Source organism: Oceaniferula marina (assembly GCF_013391475.1).
GTDB lineage: Bacteria > Verrucomicrobiota > Verrucomicrobiia > Verrucomicrobiales > Akkermansiaceae > Oceaniferula > Oceaniferula marina.
This window is the reverse complement of record NZ_JACBAZ010000002.1, coordinates 220,196-239,339: the sequence shown is the minus strand read 5'-3', so window position 1 is coordinate 239,339 and position 19,144 is coordinate 220,196. Positions and strand designations below refer to the sequence as shown.

The window sequence follows — 19,144 nt, the reverse complement described above, 5'->3', positions numbered from 1 at the left end:
CGATAGGATTTAAAGCAATCTGAAATTCTTATATCCACCATGACATTCCCCTTCTCCAAAAACACCCTGATCGCCACACTGTCGACGGCCCTTTTCCTGCCTTCCCAAGCAGCCTTGATTGCCCATTACGACTTTGCCGATGGTAACCTACTGGATGACGAACAAGGGACCTATGACCTCACAGAAACCACCAACGGCACAGCCAACGTCGGCCTGGATGCCGAAGGCTTTGCCACCTTCCCCGGCAACGACGGGACAAACGAGGCTCACCTCGAGGCCGCAGGGCCGGGAGGAGCGAGTAATTTTACCGTCTCCTTGTGGGTGCGAACCGATGATTGGACCCAAGGAAACTATCAGGGGATTTTCTCCAACAATACGGGAGGGGCGGGCACTGACTTCTCTTGGCAACTGGATTCCTCAGGAGGAAATATCCGTGTTGTCTCGAATTCAAGCGTCTCAGGGGTTACCTATGCGACCAGCAATCTCACAGCAGACAAATGGTATAATTTCATCGTAAGAAAAACAGGTACCGCCACCGAACTCTGGATCACCGAAGAAGGCGTCGGCAGTGCTGTTAAAGTGGCCGAGGATATAGACACCACTCCGGGCGGACTTCAACAATTTCGTTTAGGGGTGAATCGTGGGGATGACTCCTTCTTGCGCATGGATATGGCCAATGTAAAAATCTACGATGATGCCAGCATATCCCTCGATACCTTGCTCGCTGAAGGCCCGCAGCTCAATACTATCCCTGAGCCCTCTTCGTCCGCACTCCTCAGCCTCGCAGGACTTTCACTGATACTTCGTAGGCGCAGATAAATAAATCCGCCTTCATTCATCATTTGTATTGATTTGATCCCATCCAGCTTCGGCTGGGTGGGATTTTTCTTGGCTCAGAATATTCAATAGACATTCGTTCACCCAACACTCTCTCGTCCAACATCGTTAGAAAAATCAATGGAGGGTCACACACACCATGCCACGTGGGCATAAGCCAAAGCTTCACAGAGCAATAAACATTTGTAAAACAACTGCAAACCATTCAGATTGAAGCCACCAAGATATTCCCATGAATCACAACTCGATGAAAACGATACTCTTCACCTTCTTACTACTCGCTTCTGCGCAGGCTTCTCAGAAAAAATGGAATGTCATCACCGTGGTGACTGACGACCAATCTCAATGGTCTGTTGGCTGCTATGGTCAATCCGACATCCAGACACCCCACATGGATAGCTTAGCCAAAGATGGAGCGATCTTCACCAACGCGTTTGTCAATTCCCCAGTATGCTCCCCGAGCCGAGCCACGTTTTTGACCGGACGCCATTCCACGGAACTAGGCGTCACAGATTGGCTTACAGGTGGCCAATCACAGAAAAACGGAATCAGTAATAAATTCACCTCTTGGCCAGAAATCCTCCGTCAAAACGGCTACACCACAGGTCTCATCGGTAAATGGCATCTAGGTAGCCGTGAAGCCTCACTCCCTAAAAACAACGGGTTCACTTACTTCAAGGGCAACCCAGCTGGTGGCTGGCACCCTAAGAAAACGATCTTCACTGACAACCAAAATAAAACCGAACCGATCACGGGAGACTCGGTCAATATCTGCACGGACATCGCCATTGATTTCATCAAAGAGAACAAGTCCAGGCCCTTTTCCCTCCTAGTCCACTACCGTGAGCCACACGCGCCTTATGGCCCAATGCCAAGCATTGATGAAGCGAAGACAAAAGACCTCAAGCCAGCCATCTCTGACTACCCGAACCTCAATAAAAACACCGCCAAGCTTATGCGAAACTACCTCACTGCGGTGAGCGCTGTGGACCGTAACCTGGGACGTATTCTTGAGACTCTCAAGGAACAGGGTCTGGAAGAAAAAACCATCGTCATCTTCACCAGTGACCACGGCTACAACATTGGTCACCACGGACTCCGGTTCAAAGGAAACGGCTACTGGATCACCACAGACAAGAAAGGCTGCCGACCGAACATGTTCGAAACTTCCATTAGCGTGCCGCTTATGATTCGCTGGCCTGGAGTCGTCAAACCAGGCACCAGAGTCGATGCCATGACCGCCAACATCGACATGCTTCCATCGATCACTGGTATGCTAGGACTCCAATCAGCAACACCACACCACGGCTATGACTTTACCCCATTGCTCAAAGGCGAGAAACCAGCTCAATGGCGCACCGAAGTCTTTGGTCAGTATCAGATGATCAACGATGCAAAACACTCCATGCGCATGATCCGCACCAAGGATTGGAAACTCATTCGTCACTACAAAGTAGAGAACAAAGATGAACTCTACGACCTCAAAAACGATCCCGGTGAGACGATCAACCTTATCAATGAGAAGAAACACGCAAAGGTGATCAGCAAGCTACAGGCCCGCATGGACTCTCGCATGAAAGCGCTCAAAGATGATCCTCTCAGCAAGAGCTAACACTCCGCTCCCGCTTCCGGCGTCCGCATGTTCTAACGTGCGTATCTTAAATCCGGTGAGTCGCCCTCAAAAAACACACACGATCTATGAAAACCATTTTATCCACACTCTTCGGCCTCATCATGCTGCTTCATGGCCAAAGTGCAGAGCAGACCAAACACCTCGATACTTTAAAGCTAAGTGGCTTTCACTCCGGTTGGGGCAAGACGCAGAAAAACAAAAACATCAACGGCAAACCTCTCAGTGTTGATGGTAAAGTTTACGAAAGGGGGCTCGGAACACATGCTGAGTTCTATGGCAAAATCCGACTCCACCAAACAGCCAGCCGTTTTCAGGCTGTTGTCGGGGTGGATGACGGATCTACAGGTCAGGTAGAATTTCAAATCAAACTCGATGGCAAAGTAGCTTGGGAAAGCGGCATCCTGAAAAAAGGAGACACTGGCAAACAAGTGGACCTCGAGCTCAAAGGGGCTGAGCTGATGGAACTCATCGTCACCGATGGCGGCAATACCATCGGGAGCGACCACGCCAACTGGTGTGATGCCAAAATTCTCTATACAGGAGAGGCTCCGGCCGTCTCACTCTATGGCGAATGGCAGTGGATCACTCCCAAAGAAGAGCTCGCCAAAGCAAAAGCAGCCCTCATTCCTTACCCGGTCAACGCCCGGTGGGGAGAAGGAGTTTTCAGTAGCCGGCAGCTCACCGTCACAAGCGCCACAGAGGAGCAGGCCCAAAATGCTATCAACGCTCTGAAGCGCTATGGCAAAGCGCATCGCATTTCTATCAAAACCGGAAAATTTGCCAATGTCAGCCTGAAAATTGGCACGGTCAAAGAAAGCTCAAGCAAGGAAGCCTACCACCTGAACGTTTCCCCCAAAGGAATCAGCATCGTTGCCAATGACTCAGCGGGCCTTTTCTACGGAGTGCAAACACTCAGACAACTCGCCAGCGTGAAGCATGGCAAGGTAGCCGTGCCGTTCTGCTCCATTGTCGACTACCCCGCCTTCAAGATCCGCGGTTTCATGCACGATGTGGGACGTAACTTCATCTCCATCGACGAGCTGAAGAAACAGATCGACATGATGGTCCTCTACAAACTCAACGTCTTCCATTTTCACCCCACCGAAAACGAAGGTTATCGTGTGGAAAGTAAAAAGTATCCGAAACTCAACTCCCCAGAAGCCATGTCGCGTTGGCAAGGGAAATACTACACCGCAGCAGAGCTCAAAGACCTCGTTGCCTACTGTAAAGAACGTGAAATGATGGTTCTTCCTGAACTGGACATGCCTGGTCACAGCGCTTACTTCAACAAGGTCTTCGGCTTTGGCATGCAATCCGACGACGGCGTTCGCGTCCTGAAAGAACTCATTGACGAGTGGATCGAGATTTTTGATGCCCCGATGTTCCACCTCGGCACGGACGAAGTGAGACTGACGCGTCCCACCTTCGTCGCTGAGATGACTAAATACATTCGAGCCAAAGGTAAAAAGACGCTCAGCTGGCATCATGGCCTTCACCCCTACGATGGAGAAACGATTCATCAGCTTTGGAATGCTCCCCGAGATCAAAACCCAATCATCGACTCCCGTGGCTATGTCAACGTCGATGATCCGATCACGCAGGCACGCGCCTACTTTTTTACTCAATACTGTGATGTCGCAAAGGGAAACGACCAAAGCCTCGGCGGTATCCTTTGCTACTGGCCAGATGAACCGGTGGTCAACGAAGACGTAGAAATGCGCATAGCCCCCGTCTATTCGTCTATCGTCGCCTTTGGTGAGCGTATCTGGCAGGGCAACCCAAATGACTGGCCGACCGGGCACAAAGAATTCGCTTATGACGGAAACACCCCGATCAATGGCGGACGTCACCAAGCCTTCACCGAGTTTGAGCAGCGCCTGATCGTTCACCGCGAGAAGTTTTTCAAACCCTTCCGCCCCGAACATTTCCCCTATGTCCAAAATGCCCAGATCCAATGGAAAGTGATTGGTCCCTTCGCTAACAACGGAGATGCCAATGCCGTCTTTGGTCCAGAAAAAGAAATCAATGAGTCCTACACGGTCAATGGCGAGACCATGGAATGGCAACAAACATGGGGAGGCACCGTCAACATGGCAGACCTCTTCTCGGAAGGAGGCAAAGGAGTCGCTCACACCGGCTACGCACTCACCCATGTCTACAGCCCGAAAGCGATGAAAGTAAAAGCCTGGATCAACTTCAGCCGAAAATACCTCGCTTGGCCACAAGGCCGCAACCCCGAACAAGGGCACTGGGCTTGTGAAGGCAGCCGGGTATGGATCAACGACAAGGAAGTCAAACCTCCGAAGTGGGAGAAACCTGGCCGCTACCGAGCTCCCGTGACCGAGGAAAGCTACATCTACCGCCAGCCTCAGACGCTCACCCTGAAAAAAGGTTGGAACAAAGTGATGTTTAAAGCGACCGACCTTTTCGAACCTTGGACGGTCAGCTTTCTCCCGATCCAGCTGGACGGCAAAGGTTTCACTGAGGTCGAAGGGCTCAAGTTTTCAACCGATCCAAAGGATTAAGCATTTGGTTGATGCAGCGCTTACAGGCATGAGCTCTATTCATGATGCTGTTAGTTTTTAAAAACCAACGACACCCCTCCCTCTCTTTCTGACGGAGCCGGAGAACATGCCTGAAAACTTCTAACCGATTTACAAGATGGGTTCCATGACTTCGCCGGGAAACTGACTCACCCTCATCTCGCTCACCTGTTCGAACATCCTGCAGGCAGCCTCACCCCGGCCACTTCCCCAAACTCCGACACCTGCTAAAGATTTAAAACTCAAAGCAACTCCCACCCCGCATGGCAAAGCTGCAGTGACCACTTGCATTACGGCACGACCCCGGGATCTCACGCATTGCGACTTGAGGCAAAATCATTACTCTCAGCCTCGGCGCACACATTATAGCGCCGTTTCTGAACTCACCCTGATCCAGCTCCGCCATGCTCCGTCTCCGACTCATTCTCCACCTTAGCCTGATCTGTTTGACAGGTCTCGCTACCCTATCATCCTCCGCAGCCAGCGCCACTGCCAGCAAAGCCAACATCCTGCTTTTTGTCGTTGATGACATGGGGATCCAGGACACCTCGGTTCCCTTCACCATCGATGCCCATGGCAACAATATCACCACACCACTCAACCGACTGTTCCGCACTCCGAACATGAAGTCACTGACCGAGTCAGGAATCAAGTTCACCCGGGCCTATGCCATGCCCGTCTGCTCCCCCACCCGGGTCTGTTTGATGACCGGCCTGAACTCAGCCCGCCATCACGTCACCAACTGGACCAGCCCCTACCCAAACGGCGAAACCGGCAACAACACGACCAAATCTCACAACTCCCCCAGCAACTGGCAACGTGGCGGCCTCGATACCTCCGAGCCTCCACTGCCCCGCCTGCTCAACCATGCCGGCTACCGAACGATCCACGCCGGCAAAGCCCACTTTGGCAACATCGATACCAATAAAAATCCGCTCAGCTTCGGCTTCGATGTCAATATTGCCGGTAAGGAAACCGGCCACCCGGGCAGCTACTACGGCACCAAAAACTTCGGCAAAGGGCTGTATCAGGTTCCCCACCTCGATGCCTACCATGGCAAAGACATCTTTCTCACCGAGGCTCTCACCCTGGAAATAAACAAGGCCATCACCCAATCGGTAAAAGACAAACAACCGTTTTTTGCCTACATGGCTCACTACGCGGTCCACTTCCCCTTTGACCCGGATCCCCGCTTCACCAAAAACTACCCATCGCTCAAAGGTGACTCTCTCGCCTTTGCCACCATGATCGAAGGCATGGACAAGTCACTCGGCGATATCCTCGCCCACCTGGATGAGCTCGGTGTCGCAGAAAACACCCTCGTTATCTTCATCTCGGACAACGGCAGCGACTCCCCGATGCTCAGTGCTCCGCTCCGGGCTCAAAAGGGAGACAAATACGAAGGCGGCATCCGTGTGCCGATGATTGCATCCTGGGCAAAACCCAATTCAGAAAACAAACTGCAACAAGCACTGCCAATCCCGGCCAACAGCAGCACCAACGATCTCGTCACCTGCTTCGACCTCTTCCCGACGATTTCAAAGGTCGCCGGAATCAACCCGCGCCAAAACATCGACGGCCACGACCTCAGCCCCTACCTCTCCGGAAAACCCGGCCACCACCGCCCCCAGCAACTCTTGATCCACTTCCCCCACGACCACCGGTCGGATTACTTCACCACCTACCACGAAGGCGACTACAAACTGATCTACAATTTTGCCGATGACAGCTACGAGCTATACCACCTGACCAAAGACATCGGAGAAAAAAACAACCTGGCTGCCAAGCAACCAGAGCGAGTCATGCAAATGGCCCTCAACATGCAAGCTGCCCTGAAAACGCATGGCGCCCAGTGGCCGACCCACGCCACCAAACCACCAAAAGAAGACCCCTTCACCCTGCCGAAGCAACAACCGTAAAAGCGCGACACCCCCCATCACGCATCTGCTCATCGCTTCAAAAAAAATCATTTTTTTACACCTCCATAGTGAGATAGGCACCCAAACGTGGTAATACAAGGTGAGGACAATCTCTCGCCATGCCCAATCCACCGATAGCAGCAGACGCCGAGGAGCGTATGATCGGCCTGATTTCTAAACATCAGGTGGTGCTACACGACTATATTTTTGCCCTGATTCAGGACGCCACACTGGCAGACGACATCCTACAGGAAACCAACCTCGTGCTCTGGCGTAAGGCATCGGAATACGACTTATCCCGCCCATTTCTCCCCTGGGCCCGTGGCATTGCATGGAACCAAGTCCGCGCCGCCAGCCGGGATGCCTCTCGCGACCGACTGGTCTTCAGTCGAAAAACCATGGAGCTACTCGCCCAGGAATCCGAGCAGAGTCAGGTCTACCTCCCGAACCAGAGGGAACAATCACTCGCCGAGTGTATCGCCCTGCTCACGCCGAAGCAACAGGCGCTGGTCAAGGCCCGCTACTTCGATGACATCAGCGTCCACTCTATGGCTGAACAACTGGACCGCCCGGCCTCATCGATTTCCCAGGCACTCTACCTGATTCGCAACAAACTGAAACAATGCGTGCAAATCAAAACAAGCGCCCCGACCACATTGAAATAGCTCATGCTCCCACCGGAAAAAAATACCCTCCTCAATACAAGGATACGCCAGCTCATCGATGAATCCATCAATGAGCAGGGAATGCATGAACTCGACCTCATCCTGCAAAACAACCCCGAAGCCCGGAAATATTACCTCGAACAGGTACGCATCCACGCAGCACTGCACCGCTGGGCATCCCGACAGCATCCGCTTGAACGGGAGCAGGACACGAACATCCTCGACCAACGAGTCCAAAGCATCGACGAACTGCTGCGAGACCAGAAAAAAAGATCCCTCAAGATTGCCCTGGTCTCAGCTGCCGCCATTCTGCTGCTCTCTCTGGCGCTGATGCGGCTGTTTTTTGTCGACTCGGAACAAGCACCGTCGCTCGCTTTCCAAACTTCCCCCGGAAGCCTCTTCACCATCACCCATGATTCAAGCCACACAAGCACAGGAGACCAAACCGAGGGACAAACCATGCACCCCGGCTCACGACTTCAACTCAGTCAGGGAGCCATCGAACTGACCTTCTCCTCCGGAGTCACATCCGTCATCACCGCGCCGGCGGATCTCACCCTGCACGCGGATGATCAACTCTACCTCGGTCAAGGCCATGCCTGGTTCCACGTTCCCAAGGGAGCGGAAGGCTTCCAAGTCACCACCCGGGACCTCAACATCATTGATCTCGGAACTGAATTTGGCGTGCTGGCCAAAACCAACGACCACGATGAGGTCCATGTCCTGAAAGGAAAGGTTCAGGTCACCGCCCTGCGCGTCCGCAAGGAGTCGGACACACTCACTGCCGGCCAAGCGCGCCGTATCGACCCCGTCGGGCGCCTGAATACCATCCCCGTGGCAGCCCGAACCTTCCATACCACGCTCCCGAAATCATTACCCCATCTGCACTGGTCGTTTGATGGAGACCATCCGTTTTTGCCGCAAGGGTCACTGTCCGGAAGGGAGACCATCACTGCCAAGCCTGTCCAAAATGATTCCCGTGAAGCCAACGAGAGATTAGTGCCCGGAAAACACGGTAAGGCACTTTCGTTCAACGGCAAGGGAGACCGGCTACTGACCAATTGGCCGGGAATCCTTGGACGCCAACCTCGCTCGGTCGCATGCTGGATCAAACTTCATCCGAACGACCCCCACGGTTGGGCTCCCATTGTCGAATGGGGGAAAATGACGAGCAACCGCTACTGGAGGTTCCGGGTCACCAAAGCTGAAGGCGATCCCAAACGAGCCGTGCTCAGACTTGGTTTGGGACAAAGTTGGTATGATGGCAATACCAACCTCGCCGATGGCAAGTGGCACCATGTCGCCGTGGTCGACACCGGCGATCTGAACGAACAGGGCACCCCTGACATCAGGTTTTATGTCGACGGACAAGACGAACCGGCGATCCACCAGAAATCATCCCAAATCGTTCACACACGGAAAACCGAAGAAGGGCTCCCCATGATCCTGGGCATCAACCACCGCCAGTCATCGGCTCAATATCAGGCTCGTTTTCATGGACTCATCGATGAGCTGTTTATTTACCGGGCCACCCTAACCCCCGCATCCATCCAACAAATCATGGAAACCCACCAACCGTAATATTCACACCCTTTTCTATCTTTATTGGAATCCTCCAACATTGAAAAACAACAAAAACAGAAACACATGATAAAACAAAGTACAAGCATTGCCCTTCTGGTCGGCTTAAGCGCAACCACTCAGGCGGCATCGATCAGCGTCAACTTTTCGGTCAGCGCCACTGTTGACAACCAACGAGTCGATGCCGGCGAAACGGCCCTCGTAGGCCTCAGCGGAACGGAGGCCGTTGACGGCTCAAACTGGAACAATATTTCCACCCGCTTGGCAGGCGACCCAGGCGACCCGGGAACCTTCAGAACCTCAACCCAAGGAGGTGCCAGCATAGCGCTGATCGACTCCAGCGGAGCCTCCTCCGGCGTCAACATGACCTCTTCCGGCACCTTCTATACGAACTACGCCAACGCCAGCAGCCCAAATCAGGGCGCAACCGGTGATGGAGGATTGCTGCAAGGCTACCTCAACCTCAACGACACGGAAACCATCTCCCTCACCGGATTATCCACATGGGCCCCCAATGGCTACAAAGCCTTTGCCGTCTTTGACATCGGCGGGCTAACCCGGACCTACGGTATCTCGATGAACGATGGAGGAGCGCTCGAGCTTTACTGGACTGCGGATAATTCGACGGACAGTGATACCAACAACGATGGGATCATCGACTGGCTCGGGACCACCTCCACCACATCGGGATCCGCGGTTACCAACGCCAACTACGCCTCCTTCGGCACCTTCACTGGTGACACCCTCACCATCTCTGGAACCAATAATGGCGGACGAGCCGTCCTCAGCGGCTTTCAAATCGTCGCGGTCCCCGAGCCATCCTCCGCTGCCCTGCTAGGCCTCGGCGGACTTGCCCTGATCCTCCACCGGAGAAAATAATCAAGCATGCATTAAACACATCCATTGATTTCAACAACAACCTGACGGGAGCCATTATCCCGTCAGGTTTTTCTTACCAAACATTATTTCCACCATGAAGATCCGAACTTTGTTAGCAATCCTGCTTCCGTTTCTGGCAGTTACATCATTTGCCAACACGATCAATGTCAACCTTGCGATTGGCTCAGACGATGCCAACACGATTGACACAGGAGAAAAGGCAAGCGTAGGGATCCCCGGCGGACAAACCCATGACGGATCATTGTGGAATCATATCCCCCTCCGATCATCCGGACAAGGCGCACCAGGCCTCTTCACCGCAGCGAGCCAAAACGGCAATCACATTGACCTCAATGATACTTCCGGTGCTGATTCAGGGGTCGATATGGTATCCAGCGGGGCCTTCTACGCCAATTACGCCAATGCAAGTGGAGCCAATGCCTCCGCATCAGGCGACGGAGCGTTGATGCAAAGTTACACTCTCGCGAACAACTCGGAGTCCATTTCCCTCAGCGGACTATCCACATGGGCGCCTCACGGTTACCGAGTTTATCTCTACTTCGATATCGGCCCCTTCACCCGCACCTACGGCTTTACTGTCAGTGATGGATTAACTTCTCAATCTTACTTTACAGCCGACACCGCAGGATCAGATTCTGATACAGATAACGACGGTGTAATCAACTGGATCGAGTCGACTGCAACTACATCAGCAACCGCGATCACTGATGCCAACTATGCTGCCTTCGGAACTTTCACCGGTGACACCCTGACCATCTCGGGTGCCGATACCAACCGCGCTCCGATCTGCGGTTTTCAAATTGTCCCCATTCCCGCAAGTATCAGCGTAAACTTTGGTATCGCACTCAATGACGCCAACGCCGTCGATGCCGGTGAGTCCTCCATCGTGGGCATGCCAGGATCTCAAACCACCGACGGATCCAAATGGAACAACATCAATCTCCGGGCATCAGGGGCAGGAGCACCAAGCACCTTCACTGCCGCGACCCAAGGCGCCAACCACATCAATCTCAACGATTCCTCCGGTGCTGATGCAGGTGTTGACATGACATCAAGCGGATCATTCTACTCTAACTTTGCCAACAGCAGCTCACCTAACCAATCGAACACAGGTGACGGTGGGCTCATGCAAAGCTTTCTCAATCTGAATAGCTCGGAAAGCATCACACTCGACGGCCTAGCCTCCTGGGCACCCCATGGCTACAAGGTCTATGCGGTATTTGATATCGGCTCTGCCACCCGAACCTACGCCATCAGTATGACCGATGGAACCAGCAACCAGACATTCTGGACGGAGGACACTTCAGGAACCGATGCAGATACCGACAACGATGGCGTCATCGGCTGGATTCCAAGCACCGCCACATCATCAACATCGGCAGTCACGGATGCCAACTACGCCGAGTTTGGAACCTTCACCGGCAATACCCTCACAATATCCGGAGATGCCACCTCCGGTCGGGCCACCTTGAGCGGCTTACAAATTGTGGCTCAAACCGAACCCTCCGCCAACATTGTATCCTTCACTGCCACTCCCAGCTCCTTTACCGCAGGCGAATCCGTGACTCTCCATTGGAACGTGACCGATGCGGATTCGGTAACCATTGATCAAGGGGTAGGATCGGTATCCAGTACTGGCAGCAGTATCCTCACTCCCACAGCCAGCACCACTTGGACTTTAACCGCTACCCGCGGGAACACCATCATCACCGCCCAGACATCCGCCACTCTGAGCAAAGGCCCCATCGATGTCTACCTCTTGAGTGGACAGTCGAACATGCAAGGGACGGCACGGAGCTACAAGCTGTCAGCCGAACTACTCAGTATACCCGAAATCATGCTCTACGCCGCAGGCTCAGGTGTGTCCGGATCGATCGCCAACAAATGGGTCGGCCTCCAACCCGCCAACGGCAGCACCTTCGGACCGGAAATGGGTTTCGGTGAACGACTCCGCGACCTTTGCCCGGGACGGAACATCGCTCTGATCAAATACGCTGCCAGTGGCAACAGCCTGGAAATCAACTTCAAACCCGGAGCCAATGCCACAGACACCGGCAACTGGGGCGGATCATTCACCGCCATGGTCAACACCTTCAACAACGGAATCGCCGCACTCGAAACCGATGGCTGGCAACCGGTCATCAAAGGGATGTGCTGGCAACAAGGTGAGCAGGACGCAAAGGATGGTTTAAACGTACCCGAGTCCAACACCAGTGCCGACGACTACGGAGCCAACCTCTCTCATTTTATCGATCGCATCCGGGAACAATTTGCAAATCATGCCTCACCGGACGGCATCCGCTTTGTGCTAGGTCAGGTCCTTCCATACGCACCTGCCGGCGGCGATGTGGACACCCGATTCCCCGGCCGCGAGCTCGTGCGTCAAGCGGAACTCGAGCTGGATGAAGATTCCGGAGCAGCTCTGGCTAAAAATAACACCGCCACCGTGCCCACCAATAGCACCGACCATCCAAGTCACGAACAAGAAGTCGACGGATTCAAAGACACCGATGAAGTCCACCTCAATGCCACGGCACAACTCGCCCTTGGGAAAGGGATGGCATACAAAATGTTTAAACTCACACCGCTCAGCTACACCGAATGGTCAGCCGGCCACAGTCTCATCGGATCAGCCACCGATGACGACGATCTCGACGGCTTGGACAACATCTCGGAATTCTACCTTGGCTCTCATCCTACAAATGCCATGGACCTCGCCTTGCCCAGCGGTCAGCTCGAAACCATTGACGGAAAGGATTACCTCACCCTTGCCTTCCAACGCAATCTGAATGCACTGGGAACACAAGCCACCCCCCAGGTGTCCCAGGATCTGATCCACTGGAATGATGAGGAAGCACCTGTCTTTATCCGCTCCATCCATCATGGTGACGGCACCGCCACACTTCATTACCGCTCACCTTGGAGTTTGTCTGCCCCCAGCACACAACGCACCTTCCTTCGCTTACTCATCACACCGTAATCTAACCATTTATTTCCCGTGAAACCTATCACTTGTCTGCTTTTTCTCTGCACCCTTGCATCCTCGGTGGATGCCAAAACCATCAACATCAATCTGTTTAACAACGCTGGTTCGACAGAGAGTAACCAAATCATCAATGGAGACGCAGCGGGCAACATCCCGATCGCAGCCCAACACTGGAATAACATCGGGTTCAACAATGGTGATCTATCCGGTGCCGCGGCGCAACGCAACCTCAGCGTCAAAGATGACCAAGGGAACAGCTCCGCTGCCACCTTTATCTCCAGCTTGAATTCCGCCTACGTCGGCTACTCGGGAGCCAGCCAGGGAGAGGGCAGCGCCAGCAGCCGTAGCCTAATGAACTCCTACCTCGCCTTCAAACCCTCAGACGGTGGCGGTCTGCAAATCAACGGGCTGGACTCCACATTCACCTCTCCAGGGTACCGAGTCTATGTCTATTTTGATACGGACTCATCCAACCGCAGCCACACCCTCACCCTGACTCCCCTCGAATCCCAGGCCATGGTTAAAGCCGGTGACGATTCCGGCACCTACTCCGGCACCTTCGTCCAGACCACGGGAGCCGGAAACTATGCCAACTTCGCCGTTTTTGAAAATGTCACGAGCCGCAGTTTCACCCTCGCCATGGATTCCAGCGTGGGTCGCGCCGCCGTGAACGGCATTCAAATTGTCAGTAACGACCACGTTTTTCCTCCAAGCATTGAATCCTTTTCCGCCAACGACTATTACGTCACTCCCGGCACAGCCTTCAACCTCAGCTGGCAAACCACTGGTGCAACATCAATCTCCATCACCCCGCAAATCGGTGACGTTACCTCCCTCTCCACAGATGGTGATGGCAACACGTCGAGTTCTGCCACATCCACCACCACCTACACCCTGACAGCAAGTAACACAGGTGGCAGCACGACCGCCACCCTGAGGATGGGAGTGGGTCTTCCCAAACCAAATATCCTTTTTTTCCTCGTTGATGACATGGGCTGGCAGGACACCTCGGTTCCTTTTCATTATGATGCTTCAGGCGACCCGCAGCCGTCGGCCAACCAAACCAACAAGCTCCGCATCACCCCTAACATGGAACGGCTGGCGACCCAGGGGATGAAGTTCACCTCTGCCTACGCCTGCTCCGTCTGTTCACCCACCAGAGTCTCGATCATGACCGGGATGAATGCCACCCGCCACCATGTCACCACCTGGACCCACCCCAGCACTCCCCAAGACACAGGGAGCAACAACATCGCCCACCTCAAATCACCGTCCGACTGGCATATGGCGGGTATGAAGCCCAGTGACATCGCCTTGCCCAAACTCCTTCAGGAAACCGGCTACCGAACCATCCACGCCGGTAAAGCCCACTTCGGCACCAACAGTTCCTTTGCCGGTAATCCACAAGCGATTGGCTTTGATATCAACATCGCCGGTCATGGAGCCGGAGGGCCCGGGTCCTACCTCGGCACCAACAATTACGGCACCGGCATCTGGCATGTCCCGGGACTCGAACAATACCACGGCACCGACACCTTCCTCTCCGAAGCCCTCACGCTGGAAATGAACAAAGCGATCACAGCGTCCGTCAGCGATGGCGTTCCCTTTTTTGCCTACATGGCACATTATGCTGTTCACGTTCCTTGGCAGGCAGACAGCCGGTTTACAGCCAACTACCCCAGCCTCAGCGGTAACGCCCTCGCCTACGCCACCCTGATCGAAGGCATGGATAAATCCCTGGGGGATATTCTGACGAATCTCGAACAACTCGGCGTCGCCGAAAATACCATCGTCATTTTTTATTCCGATAACGGTAGTGATGCAGCCAACCCCATCTTACGTGGTAAAAAAGGACAGTATTGGGAAGGTGGCATCCGCGTACCCATGATCGCCTCATGGGCAAAACCCGATGCCAACAACCCATTCCAATCCCAGCTCAGCATTCCGGCCGGAAGCCGGGAGGATGATATCGTTTCCTGTGAAGATATGTTTGCCACGGTCGCCAGCATCGCAGGAGCCAGCTACAGCCACCCGGTCGATGGCCACGATCTGAGTCCCTACTTCCGTGCCACTCCGGGAACCCACCGACCGCAGGAGTTCATCCAACATTTCCCACATGGGCACAATCATGACCACTTTGCGCTCATGCGTCAGGGCGACTGGAAAATCATCCACCAGTACAGCAATGGAAGCACATCCCTCTACAACCTCGCCAATGACATCGGTGAATCAAACAACGTGGCCGCCAGCCACCCGGAACGATTGATGAGCATGGTCCGCCACCTCCGGCAACAGCTTGACGCCATGGGCGCCCAGTATTCGGTCAATAAAAACACCAACCAGGCCGTCCCTCCGGCTCTGCCTAACCTCCCTGCCGTTGATGTCGATCAGGATGGCATCCCGGACCTCACAGAGGATAAAAATCAAAATGGCCTGGTCGACCCTGGCGAAACCAATCCGGACAACGACAACACCGACGGCGATAACATCAATGATGGAGGGGAAGCCAAAATCGGAACGGATCCGCTCGATCTCAACAGCTACTTCAAACAGGAACAAACCCTTCTCGGAGATGGTGCACTCCAACTCACCTGGCCATCCAGCCCAACGGCCCGTTTCACCATCCGGTCCAGCACCGACCTCATCGACTGGTCCCACATTGTCGCCGATGATATCGCGGCTGCAGCAGTCGGATCTCAAACCTCCTACACGCTGCCACACTCAAGCTCTGCCCAACATTTCTATCAAGTCGTGCTCAAGTAATTGAATGCACCCTTTTTCTGGAGCCAAGCCCATCGTTGACAAAACCATCAGCGAGTTCAATGATTGTTGAATGACCCGATCCTTGTTCATCCTCCTTTCGGTGTTACTGCTCCAACCACTTGCTTGGAGTCAAACAACGGATAATCTCAAACTCGCTGACAAGCTCGAGCCGATTACTCAGGCGAATTTCTTTGAAGAAGAAGGTTACGCCACCTGGGGTGGCCACATCGTCAAAGAAGGGGACAGCTATTATCTGATCTACTCCCGCTGGAAAACCAAGGGTGGTGACTGGCTCACGACATCTGAAATCGCCATCGCCCAAGCAGATGATCTGGCAGGACCCTACCGGCACCTCAAGGTCCTGCTCAAGGGCTCTGGCAAGGGACACTGGAACGAACTGATGGCACACAACCCCAAACTAAAAAAGTTTGGTGACACCTGGCACCTCTACTTTATCTCCAGCCGACCCGGCAAATCCCGCAATCACATCCGGGATAGCCAGCGTATTGGTGTCGCCACCTCAACATCAATTACCGGGCCGTTTGTTCCCTCCACGCAGGCGATTGTCGAACCCGCCAAGCCCGTCTTCAACATCACCGTCAACCCCGGCGTCACCCAACGCCCGGATGGCTCCTATCTGATGATTCTCAAAGGGGACATCAAAGCCAAAACTCCTGAACAAGCGATGCCGCAGCGCATCCAAGGCCTGGCTACCTCCCCCACCCCGACCGGACCGTTCAGCATCCAGCCCCAACCCGCGATTTCCGGTATGGATACCGAAGATGCATCCCTTTGGTATGATACCAAGCGCAAGCGCTACTACGCCATTTTTCATGCTCATCATTACATCGGGCTGATCACTTCTACCGATGGCATCCAATGGGACAAAGCCCAGCACTCCAAGGTCACCGGAAAATCGTTCCCATCTCCTGACGGAAAAGCCATCACCGTCGGTAGCATCGAACGTCCCTTTCTCTACATCGAGGATGGGCAAGCCAAAGCACTCTGCCTCTCCACCCGCAGAAAAGGGAAAGGCTACAACCATGGCCGCTGCCTGATCATCCCCTTGAAACCGTGACCCGCCACGCGCCCTAAATCAGAAGCCACGCTTTTTTTATCATCTTTTTTGTTTAGAAAAGTGATTGGGAATCCATACCTTAGTAGGCATGGCTTCTCACCCACCGGAAATCAACACGTTTATTAAGCTGCTGCTGGAGCACCAGTCGGCTCTGCGTGCCTATATCGTCTCCCTCATGCCGGGCTCTGACGATGCCGAAGACGTTCTCCAGAATACGAATGTCGTCATCTGGGAGAAGATGAACAGCTTCGAGGATGGAAGTAACTTTCAGGCGTGGATCTTTGCCATTGCCCGCAACATGGTGAAATCCCAGTTCCGAGCGAATAAACGCCACCATTCACCCTCGATGGATGATGAGCTCATCCAGGCGATCGACCAGGTCTGGAACCAGCGGCCGGAAAAGGAGACCACTCTCAGACAACGCGCACTCGATCGCTGCCTGGAAAAACTCAAACCCAGCGACCGCGACCTGATCGAAGTCAGGTACTCGAAGGGCAAAACCCTCGAACAACACGCCAAACGTATCAAGCGGTCCCCCGACTCCCTGCGCACCGCACTCTCCCGCGTGCGAGCAAAGTTACGTAACTGCGTCCACAAACGTCTGCTGCTGGAAGGAGATGTCCAATGAACCAGGAAGAGCTCACCTCCCTGATCGAAGCCTGGCTCGATCACACCATCTCCGAGTCCGAACTCACCCGGCTCAAGCAGGAGCTTTTGGCCAACCGGGAATCAGTCGAATACTACGTCGAACTCGCTGAGATGCACAGCCTGCTCAGTCAGGCAAAAACCACCACCCTACCGCAAACCAACGTCGTCCCCATGGAACGCGTTCTGAAACGGCAAAAAAATAAAACCATCAAAATCGCCCTGATCTCGGCCGCTGCCATTCTGGTGCTCTCCGCAGTCCTGATGCGCCTGTTTTTTGTCGACCCTGAAACGCCACCCTCACTCGCCTTCCAAACCTCCCCGGGCACGCTCTTCACCATCACCCACGATGGCGCGGAAGATCAGTCCAACGGCCAGACGATGCATCCCGGCTCACGCCTCCAACTCAGCCAGGGAGCCATCGAGCTCAACTTTGCCTCCGGAGTCAAATCCATCATCACCGCTCCTGCCGACCTCACCCTGCATGCCAATGACCGACTCTACCTCGGTGAAGGCACCGGCTGGTTCCATGTTCCCAAAGGGGCTGAAGGGTTCCAAGTGAAAACCAGAGACCTCAACATCGTCGACCTCGGCACCGAGTTCGGCGTGCTGGCAAAAACAAACGATCACGATGAAGTCCACGTGCTCAAGGGAAAGGTCCAGGTGACCACTCTACGCATCCGCAAAGAATCCGCCACCCTCACGGCCGGCCAAGCGCGCCGCATCGACCCGATTGGCCGCCTCAGCACCATTCCTAGCGCAAACAATCAATTTGCGAACAAACTCCCCAAATCCCTACCCTACCTACACTGGTCATTTGACGAAATCGAAGATCTTGCTTTCCCAGCTGAAGGAACCATTCATTGCCTGTCAGATCCTTCAGCTCGTCCGATCAAAAATGATACCAAGGCTTTGACGATGCTCGGGGAAGGAAGATTTGAATCAGCATTATCTATCGAACCTCTTGTGGGAAAATCATTACTTACAGGATACCCTGGAATTGCGGGTGACCGCCCTAGGACCATCGCATTTTGGTACCGTAGTGAACGGATTCCCTCAGGCGGAGTATCAGGTATAGTGACATGGGGTCGTTTTGATTTGGATAGAAAATCAAGTTTAAAGTCTTATCAGGATCTGGAACGATGGACGATCAATATCTCAGGCGATGAGAGTCATACAGGCCGAGGAAAGGTTCAAATTATTGGCACAGGTTACTTGGTTGGAGGTTCAAATGTTTGTGATGGCCAATGGCACCATATTGCGTGTTCTTACCGTTCAACTGAGGATGGCGTTCCAGAAACCACTTTGTTTATCGATGGCAAAAAGGAGCCGCTCAGCGCTGACTATCCACAATCTATCCCCAACAGTGTCATTAACACCTTGGATCCTAATGCTTCACCCGTAGCGATCGGACATAATGCTGACGGGGTGAATCCTAAGAAGGATTTTAAAATACAAATTGATGAGCTCTATATCTTCGAAGGCACACTGTCTGAGAAATCAATTCTTCGGCTTATGCACACCAACTCTCTCAAATAGAAAATGGATGTGCATAGGATTAGAAAAAACGCAACCAACAACGAATAATAGGATA

Annotated in this window: 12 protein-coding genes; all 12 read left to right on the top strand. The window is 53.6% G+C overall.

What is annotated here, in order from left to right:
• Positions 1-39 precede the first annotated feature (39 nt).
• The 12 genes from HW115_RS05545 (at position 40) to HW115_RS05490 (ending at position 19,089) form a co-directional block, all read left to right on the top strand.
• Positions 40-819, top strand: coding sequence for a LamG-like jellyroll fold domain-containing protein (locus HW115_RS05545; protein ID WP_178931605.1), 780 nt, complete (start codon positions 40-42; stop codon positions 817-819).
• Between the two features lie 265 nt (positions 820-1,084).
• Positions 1,085-2,449, top strand: a complete 1,365-nt coding sequence (locus HW115_RS05540; RefSeq protein WP_178931604.1) for a sulfatase family protein — start codon at positions 1,085-1,087, stop codon at positions 2,447-2,449.
• A gap of 86 nt (positions 2,450-2,535) precedes the next feature.
• Positions 2,536-4,995 carry a family 20 glycosylhydrolase gene (locus HW115_RS05535; protein ID WP_178931603.1) on the top strand — a complete coding sequence of 820 codons (2,460 nt, stop codon included), beginning with the start codon at positions 2,536-2,538 and terminating at the stop codon, positions 4,993-4,995.
• A 422-nt stretch (positions 4,996-5,417) separates the two neighbouring features.
• Positions 5,418-6,932, top strand: a complete 1,515-nt coding sequence (locus HW115_RS05530; RefSeq protein WP_178931602.1) for a sulfatase — start codon at positions 5,418-5,420, stop codon at positions 6,930-6,932.
• A 119-nt stretch (positions 6,933-7,051) separates the two neighbouring features.
• The gene (locus HW115_RS05525; RefSeq protein ID WP_178931601.1) at positions 7,052-7,597 is read left to right on the top strand and encodes a sigma-70 family RNA polymerase sigma factor; all 546 of its coding nucleotides are present in this window, start codon (positions 7,052-7,054) and stop codon (positions 7,595-7,597) included.
• A gap of 3 nt (positions 7,598-7,600) precedes the next feature.
• Complete coding sequence (locus tag HW115_RS05520; RefSeq protein WP_178931600.1) at positions 7,601-9,178, top strand: LamG-like jellyroll fold domain-containing protein; 1,578 nt, start codon at positions 7,601-7,603, stop codon at positions 9,176-9,178.
• Positions 9,179-9,244: 66 nt separating this feature from the next.
• Positions 9,245-10,057 (top strand): PEP-CTERM sorting domain-containing protein, encoded by an 813-nt coding sequence (locus HW115_RS05515; protein WP_178931599.1) that lies wholly within the window; start codon positions 9,245-9,247, stop codon positions 10,055-10,057.
• A 94-nt stretch (positions 10,058-10,151) separates the two neighbouring features.
• Positions 10,152-13,058: a sialate O-acetylesterase gene (locus HW115_RS05510; protein ID WP_178931598.1), complete on the top strand. Its 2,907-nt coding sequence runs from the start codon at positions 10,152-10,154 to the stop codon at positions 13,056-13,058.
• An 18-nt stretch (positions 13,059-13,076) separates the two neighbouring features.
• Complete coding sequence (locus HW115_RS05505; protein WP_178931597.1) at positions 13,077-15,827, top strand: sulfatase; 2,751 nt, start codon at positions 13,077-13,079, stop codon at positions 15,825-15,827.
• A gap of 70 nt (positions 15,828-15,897) precedes the next feature.
• Positions 15,898-16,905: a glycoside hydrolase family protein gene (locus HW115_RS05500; RefSeq protein WP_178931596.1), complete on the top strand. Its 1,008-nt coding sequence runs from the start codon at positions 15,898-15,900 to the stop codon at positions 16,903-16,905.
• Between the two features lie 88 nt (positions 16,906-16,993).
• Complete coding sequence (locus tag HW115_RS05495) at positions 16,994-17,533, top strand: sigma-70 family RNA polymerase sigma factor (RefSeq protein ID WP_178931595.1); 540 nt, start codon at positions 16,994-16,996, stop codon at positions 17,531-17,533.
• Positions 17,530-19,089, top strand: coding sequence for a LamG-like jellyroll fold domain-containing protein (locus HW115_RS05490; protein WP_178931594.1), 1,560 nt, complete (start codon positions 17,530-17,532; stop codon positions 19,087-19,089). The genes HW115_RS05495 and HW115_RS05490 overlap by 4 nt, the downstream gene beginning before the upstream one ends.
• Positions 19,090-19,144: the final 55 nt, after the last annotated feature.

What these genes read in the sequence shown, in the direction of transcription:
- HW115_RS05545 (WP_178931605.1), top strand. Translation starts at nt 40, where the DNA reads ATGACATTCCCCTTCTCCAAAAACACCCTGATCGCCACACTGTCGACG.
- HW115_RS05540 (WP_178931604.1), top strand. Translation starts at nt 1,085, where the DNA reads ATGAAAACGATACTCTTCACCTTCTTACTACTCGCTTCTGCGCAGGCT.
- HW115_RS05535 (WP_178931603.1), top strand. Translation starts at nt 2,536, where the DNA reads ATGAAAACCATTTTATCCACACTCTTCGGCCTCATCATGCTGCTTCAT.
- HW115_RS05530 (WP_178931602.1), top strand. Translation starts at nt 5,418, where the DNA reads ATGCTCCGTCTCCGACTCATTCTCCACCTTAGCCTGATCTGTTTGACA.
- HW115_RS05525 (WP_178931601.1), top strand. Translation starts at nt 7,052, where the DNA reads ATGCCCAATCCACCGATAGCAGCAGACGCCGAGGAGCGTATGATCGGC.
- HW115_RS05520 (WP_178931600.1), top strand. Translation starts at nt 7,601, where the DNA reads ATGCTCCCACCGGAAAAAAATACCCTCCTCAATACAAGGATACGCCAG.
- HW115_RS05515 (WP_178931599.1), top strand. Translation starts at nt 9,245, where the DNA reads ATGATAAAACAAAGTACAAGCATTGCCCTTCTGGTCGGCTTAAGCGCA.
- HW115_RS05510 (WP_178931598.1), top strand. Translation starts at nt 10,152, where the DNA reads ATGAAGATCCGAACTTTGTTAGCAATCCTGCTTCCGTTTCTGGCAGTT.
- HW115_RS05500 (WP_178931596.1), top strand. Translation starts at nt 15,898, where the DNA reads ATGACCCGATCCTTGTTCATCCTCCTTTCGGTGTTACTGCTCCAACCA.
- HW115_RS05495 (WP_178931595.1), top strand. Translation starts at nt 16,994, where the DNA reads ATGGCTTCTCACCCACCGGAAATCAACACGTTTATTAAGCTGCTGCTG.
- HW115_RS05490 (WP_178931594.1), top strand. Translation starts at nt 17,530, where the DNA reads ATGAACCAGGAAGAGCTCACCTCCCTGATCGAAGCCTGGCTCGATCAC.